This is a genomic window from Pseudomonas agronomica, assembly GCF_025917275.1.
Lineage (GTDB): Bacteria > Pseudomonadota > Gammaproteobacteria > Pseudomonadales > Pseudomonadaceae > Aquipseudomonas > Aquipseudomonas agronomica.
Genome location: NZ_JAOSHO010000260.1, coordinates 1 through 7,175, shown reverse-complemented (window position 1 = coordinate 7,175; position 7,175 = coordinate 1). Strand labels below are relative to the sequence as shown.

3 protein-coding genes and 1 pseudogene are annotated in these 7,175 nt (G+C 61.2%); all 4 read right to left on the bottom strand.

All coding sequences use genetic code 11. The features are described 5' to 3' along the window. A partial coding sequence (locus tag OC610_RS17575; RefSeq protein ID WP_264429385.1) for a CTP synthase occupies positions 1 to 1,488 on the bottom strand: 1,488 nt, incomplete at its 3' end. A 274-nt stretch (positions 1,489 to 1,762) separates the two neighbouring features. Beyond that, positions 1,763 to 3,089: pseudogene (tilS, locus tag OC610_RS17570) on the bottom strand (tRNA lysidine(34) synthetase TilS). A gap of 134 nt (positions 3,090 to 3,223) precedes the next feature. Beyond that, positions 3,224 to 4,171: an acetyl-CoA carboxylase carboxyltransferase subunit alpha gene (locus tag OC610_RS17565; protein WP_181289185.1), complete on the bottom strand. Its 948-nt coding sequence runs from the start codon at positions 4,169 to 4,171 to the stop codon at positions 3,224 to 3,226. 150 nt (positions 4,172 to 4,321) lie between these two features. Next, a partial coding sequence (gene dnaE / locus OC610_RS17560; protein WP_264429383.1) for a DNA polymerase III subunit alpha occupies positions 4,322 to 7,175 on the bottom strand: 2,854 nt, incomplete at its 5' end.

Genomic DNA, 7,175 nt, shown 5'->3' with positions numbered 1-7,175 from the left:
CAGCGCGCCGTCACCGGAACGACCGGAAATCTTCAAGCCAGCTTCCATCAACTGTGGCAGCAGGTTGTTGTTCACTTCGTAGCGGTGGCGATGACGCTCGACGATCACGTCCTTGGCGTAGCAATCGTGCACCTTGGAGCCGGCTTCGAGCAGGCACTCCTGCGCGCCGAGGCGCATGGTGCCGCCCAGGTCCGAGCTTTCGGTACGGACTTCGACGGCACCGGTGGCGTCTTCCCACTCGGTGATCAGGCCCACGACCGGGTGGCCACTGGCACGATCGAATTCGGTGGAGTTGGCGTCTTTCCAGCCCATCACGTTACGGGCGAACTCGATGACCGCCACTTGCATGCCCAGGCAGATGCCCAGGTACGGCACCTTGTTCTCGCGGGCGTATTGCACCGCGGTGATCTTGCCTTCCACGCCACGCAGGCCAAAACCGCCCGGCACGAGGATCGCATCGGCGCCTTCGAGCAGGCCGGTGCCCTGGTTCTCGATATCTTCGGAATCGATGTAGCGCAGGTTGACCTTGGTGCGGTTGCTGATGCCGGCATGGCTCATCGCTTCGATCAGCGACTTGTAGGCGTCCAGCAGTTCCATGTACTTGCCGACCATGGCGATGGTGACTTCATGCTCAGGGTTGAGCTTGGCATCGACCACGGCGTCCCACTCGGACAGGTCGGCACTGGCGCATTGCAGGCCGAAGCGCTCGACGACGAAGTCATCGAGGCCCTGGGAGTGCAGGATGCCCGGGATCTTGTAGATGGTGTCGGCGTCTTCCAGGCCGATGACCGCACGTTCTTCCACGTTGGTGAACTGGGCGATCTTGCGACGCGAGGACATATCGATCGGATGATCGGAGCGGCAGACCAGCACGTCCGGCTGCAGGCCGATGGAACGCAGTTCCTTGACCGAGTGCTGGGTTGGCTTGGTCTTCGTTTCACCGGCAGTGGCGATGTACGGCACCAGGGTCAGGTGCATCAGCATCGCGCGCTTGGCGCCGATTTCGAAACGCAACTGGCGGATAGCTTCGAGGAACGGCTGGGACTCGATGTCGCCCACGGTGCCGCCGATCTCGACCATCGCCACGTCCGCGTCGCCGGCACCCTTGATGATGCGGCGCTTGATTTCGTCGGTGATGTGCGGGATGACCTGGATGGTCGCGCCCAGGTAGTCACCACGACGCTCTTTGCGCAGGACGTGCTCGTAGACACGGCCGGTGGTGAAGTTGTTGTTCTGGGTCATGGTCGTGCGGATGAACCGCTCGTAGTGGCCCAGGTCCAGGTCGGTCTCGGCGCCGTCGTGGGTGACGAACACTTCACCGTGCTGGAACGGGCTCATGGTGCCCGGGTCGACGTTGATGTACGGGTCCAGCTTGAGCATGGTGACCTTAAGTCCCCGCGCCTCCAGGATGGCCGCCAATGAAGCCGAGGCAATGCCTTTCCCCAATGAAGAAACAACACCGCCCGTGACGAATATGTAGCGCGTCATGAAAAACCCTAGAAGTCTGCGTTAAAGCGGTCCGAGCCGCCGGGGAAAGCGAAGGAAGGCCGAAGCCCCCGATCACCTGCATTAATCACAGTGCACCTTTCAAAAAAACCGCCGCGTCGGGACAGACCGGAGGTGAAATCACCGGTACGTTGTTCGCTACACATTTTTTGGAATCGCCCAGCAAAGACTGCTTGGTAATCGGCAACTCCTGCAATTCAGGCGAATCCACAGAAGTTGTATCAAGAAGGGAGCGTAGTCTACCGGAAAGCCCCTTTCAGCTCAAACCCAGATCTTGGCTTTCATGGCTGCCAGGTCAATTGCCAAGTGCCATTTGGGTCCTTGTCCAATCCCGGCAGGTTGGCCAACCCCAGCAATTGCTCGTCCTGATACAGGAGCGGCAAACGACCACGGACGAACGCCGGCACGCCGTTTTCGTTGAGCAAACGCTTGAGATCCCGGTGTCCACGCCCCGGCAGCTCCATCACTTCGCCACCCTGGCGGTAGCGGATGCAAAGCGCGCCCGCAGGGGCCGCGCCGCGAAGAATCACCCGACCATTGCCCGGCAACAACAATGGCTGATCGACCTCAAGCCATTCAATCGGCCCCGAGACTGGCTGCAACCAATGGTCGGATAACCACCAGATGCGTCCGCCGGTCCGGTGCATTTCTCCGTCCGCAAATCGCCAGACGGGGTGGCCATCTTCCCTGGCATCACGCAGCGAGTCCCAACCCGCCCAATGGTCACTGTCGGGAAGCTTCGTCACCGATGCCAACCAATGACTCAAGGCGTTGCGCTGGCGCGCCGGAGATAAATTTCGCAAAGGCGCCAGTTCAAGAGAGCGCAACCCGAGCCAGTCGTATGCGCTGGCGCTCAGGGCCCGTTCCAGATCGATCTGCGCCAACTCATCCAGCAACCCTTGCGCCTCGCTCAGGTGCGCGGCGCTACGGGCGAGGGTCATCGATGCCTGGGGCCACTGCTCGGCCAGGACCGGAAAGACCCGCTGGCGCAGGTAATTACGGGCGTAGCGATGGTCATCGTTGGAAGGGTCCTCGACCCAGCTCAAGCCATGCCGGCTGGCATAGGCCTCCAGCTCCGCACGAGACACGTCGAGCAATGGTCGCAGCAGATATCCCTGTCCCAAGGGACGTTGCCTCGGGATCGCCGCCAAGCCCCGTGCCCCTGCCCCGCGCAGTAAACGAAACAACAACGTCTCGGCTTGATCGTCCCGGTGCTGGGCCGTAAGCAGTATGTCGTTCTCTTGTGTCGCGGCGATGAAAGCCGCGTAACGCGCGTCCCGGGCCGCACGCTCGACGCTGGCGCCGGGCCGGACCTCCACGCTGACCACTTGCAGCGGCACCCCAAGGGCCTCGCAAACCTTGCGACAGTGCTCCGGCCACGCATCGGCCACGGCTTGGAGACCATGATGGACGTGGATAGCGCTTAGAGGCGGCAGGCCTTGGGTTCTGGCCAGGGAGGCGAGCAGGTGCAGCAGGACGGTGGAATCGAGGCCACCGGAGAAGGCGATGCGCCAATGAGTGGCGTTGCGCCAGGGGAATAACTGTGTGAGAAGCCGAGTGGGCAGATCCGTGTTTGATTGCATAGGAGTCAGCCTGGGGCAAAAGCAACTGTGGGAGCGAGCTTGCTCGCGATGACGGTTAAACATTCAACGGATGAGTTGACTGATAGCCCGCTATCGCGAGCAAGCTCGCTCCCACATGGGGTGTTGCAGTTCGATCAGAGACCGTAGCTCATCAACCGCTCATAGCGACGGGTCAGCAGCGCTTCGTTGTCGAATTTCTTGAGCATCGACAGCTGCGAGCTCAGCTCGGCGCGAATCAGCGCAGCGGCTGCAGCCGGGTCACGATGGGCGCCGCCCACTGGCTCATTGATCACTTTATCAACGATGCCCAGGCCTTTGAGACGCTCGGCGGTGATGCCCATGGCTTCAGCGGCATCCGGCGCCTTCTCGGCGGTTTTCCAGAGGATCGAGGCGCAACCTTCCGGCGAGATCACCGCGTAGGTCGAATATTGCAGCATGTTCAGTTGGTCGCAGACACCGATGGCCAACGCACCGCCCGAACCGCCTTCGCCGATCACGGTGGCGATGATCGGGGTTTTCAGGCGGGCCATGACGCGCAGGTTCCAGGCGATCGCTTCGCTCTGGTTGCGCTCTTCGGCGTCGATGCCAGGGTAGGCGCCCGGGGTGTCGATGAAGGTCAGGATCGGCATCTTGAAACGTTCGGCCATTTCCATCAGGCGGCAGGCCTTGCGGTAGCCTTCCGGACGCGGCATGCCGAAGTTGCGACGCACCTTCTCGCGCACTTCGCGACCCTTCTGGTGACCGATGACCATCACTGGCTGGTCGTCCAGGCGGGCAACGCCGCCGACAATCGCCGCGTCGTCGGAGAAGTGACGGTCGCCGTGCAGCTCATCGAACTCGGTGAAGATGTGGTCGATGTAGTCCAGGGTGTAGGGACGACGCGGATGACGCGCCAGACGCGCGATCTGCCAGCTGGTCAGCTTGCCGAAGATGTCTTCGGTCAGCGTGCGGCTCTTGTCCTGCAGCCGAGAGATTTCATCGCCGATATTCAGCGAATTGTCGTTACCGACCAAGCGCAACTCTTCGATCTTGGCTTGAAGGTCGGCGATCGGCTGTTCGAAATCTAGAAAATTCGGGTTCATAGGCGTCCGTCTTGGGTCGACGTCCAAGAGAGCTTGGGCCGGCCGGTTGTCTATTCGCGCCCTACCTTAAGGGAGAGGCGCGTTCAGGTCGAGATTAAAAATTCGAGTCGAGGTCAGGGGCGCTCCGAATACGGAAGTGGCCCCTGGCCGTCAACGGTATTGGAGGAAGACGTTGTCTTTGCCGAACTGGTCACGCAAGGCTTGAATCAACGCATCCGCCGGATCGATCCGCCAACCTTCGCCGAACTGCAGCACGGCCTTGGCGTCGGGTCGTACATACTCCATGGTGATCGGGCAAGCACCGCGATGGCGCTTGAACAACTCGCCCAGCCAGCGTAGCTGATCGCCTTTCAGATCCTGGGTTTGCAACTTCAGGCGCAGGCTCTCGGCCAGGTTGGTACGGGCATCCTCCATGCTCATCACGCGCTTGACCCGCAGCCGCAGGCCACCGGAAAAGTCGTCGTTACTCACCTCTCCTTCCACGACGACCATCGCATCCGTCTGCAACAACGACTGCGCGGAATGGAACGCATCGGCGAACAACGACGCCTCGATGCGCCCGGAGCGGTCGTCGAGGGTGATGAAACCCATCTTGTCGCCCTTTTTGTTTTTCATCACCCGCAGGGCGATGATCATGCCGGCGACCGTTTGCGTGTCGCGAGCCGGCTTCAGGTCGATGATGCGCTGGCGGGCGAAGCGGCGGATCTCGCCTTCGTATTCGTCGATCGGGTGACCGGTCAGGTAGAGGCCCAAGGTGTCTTTCTCACCCTTGAGGCGTTCCTTGAGGGTCAGCTCCTTGGCCTTGCGATGGTTGCCGTAGACGTCGGCGTCCTCCTCGACGAACAGCCCGCCAAACAGGTCGGCGTGGCCGCTGTCGTGGGTGCGGGCAGTCTGTTCGGCGGCCTTGATCGCCTCTTCCATCGCCGCCAGCAAGACCGCGCGGTTGCGGTCGATATTGGCCTGGTAGGCCTTCGGCTCATCGTGGAAGTAAGGCCCCAGGCGATCCAGCGCGCCGCTGCGGATCAAACCGTCGAGGGTGCGCTTGTTGATGCGCTTGAGATCGACCCGGGCGCAGAAATCGAACAGATCCTTGAACGGCCCGTCCTGGCGCGCTTCGGTAATCGCCTCCACCGGCCCTTCGCCCACGCCCTTGATCGCGCCGAGGCCATAGATGATGCGGCCTTCGTCGTTCACCGTGAACTTGAACTCCGAAGCGTTCACGTCCGGTGCGTCGAGGCGCAGCTTCATGGTCCGCACTTCTTCGATCAAGGTCACGACCTTGTCGGTGTTGTGCATATCCGCCGAGAGTACCGCCGCCATGAACGGCGCCGGGTAATGTGCCTTCAGCCATGCGGTCTGGTACGAGACCAGGCCATAGGCGGCGGAGTGGGATTTGTTGAAGCCGTAGCCGGCGAACTTTTCCACCAGGTCGAAAATGTTGCCCGCTAGGTCCGCATCGATGCCGTTGTTCGCACAACCTTCGATGAAGCCACCGCGCTGCTTGGCCATCTCTTCGGGTTTTTTCTTACCCATGGCACGACGCAGCATGTCCGCGCCGCCGAGGGTGTAGCCGGCCATCACCTGGGCAATCTGCATCACCTGTTCCTGGTACAGGATGATGCCGTAGGTCGGCGCCAGTACTGGCTTCAAGCCCTCGTACTGGTAATCGGGGTGCGGGTACGCCAGCTCGGCGCGACCGTGCTTGCGGTTGATGAAGTCATCCACCATGCCCGATTGCAGCGGGCCCGGACGGAACAGGGCCACCAGTGCGATCAAGTCTTCCAGGCAGTCGGGCTTGAGCTTCTTGATGAGCTCCTTCATCCCCCGGGATTCAAGCTGAAACACAGCCGTGGTTTCAGCTTTCTGCAACAGGCTGTAGGTCGGCTTGTCGTCCAGCGGAATGAAGGCGATGTCCAGCGGCTCTTCGCCAACCTTGGCCCGGTCGCGGTTGATGGTCTTCAGCGCCCAATCGATGATGGTCAGGGTCCGCAGGCCAAGGAAGTCGAACTTCACCAGGCCCGCCGCCTCGACGTCATCCTTGTCGAACTGGGTGACCAGGCCGTCGCCCTCTTCATCGCAATAGATCGGCGAGAAGTCCGTCAGCTTGGTCGGCGCGATCACCACGCCACCAGCGTGCTTGCCGACGTTACGCACGACGCCTTCAAGCTTGCGGGCCATCTCCCAGATTTCCGCAGCTTCCTCATCGACCTTGATGAAGTCCCGGAGGATTTCTTCCTGCTCGTAGGCTTTTTCCAGGGTCATGCCGACTTCGAACGGGATCATCTTCGACAGGCGATCCGCCAGACCGTAGGACTTGCCCTGCACCCGCGCCACGTCGCGCACCACAGCCTTGGCAGCCATGGAACCGAAGGTAATGATCTGGCTCACCGCGTTGCGGCCGTATTTCTCGGCCACGTAGTCGATCACCCGGTCGCGGCCGTCCATGCAGAAGTCGACGTCGAAGTCGGGCATGGAAACCCGTTCCGGGTTGAGGAAACGTTCGAACAGCAGGTCATATTCCAGCGGGTCGAGGTCGGTAATCTTCTGCACATAGGCCACCAGCGACCCGGCACCCGACCCCCGGCCAGGGCCTACCGGCACGCCGTTGCTCTTGGCCCACTGGATAAAGTCCATCACGATCAGGAAGTAACCGGGGAACCCCATCTGGATGATGATATCCAGCTCGAAATTCAACCGATCGACATAGACCTGGCGCTTGGCTTCGTAATCTTCGGTGGTGTCCTTGGGCAGCAGGACGCTGAGGCGTTCTTCGAGGCCGTCGAACGAGACCTTGCGGAAATATTCATCGATGGTCATCCCATCGGGAATCGGGAAGTTGGGCAGGAAGTGCTTGCCCAGCTTCACTTCGATGTTGCAGCGCTTGGCGATCTCGACGGTGTTTTCCAGCGCTTCGGGCAGGTCGCTGAACAGCTCCGCCATTTCCTCGGCGCTCTTGAGGTATTGCTGGTCGCTGTAGTTTTTCGGCCGACGCGGGTCATCAAGC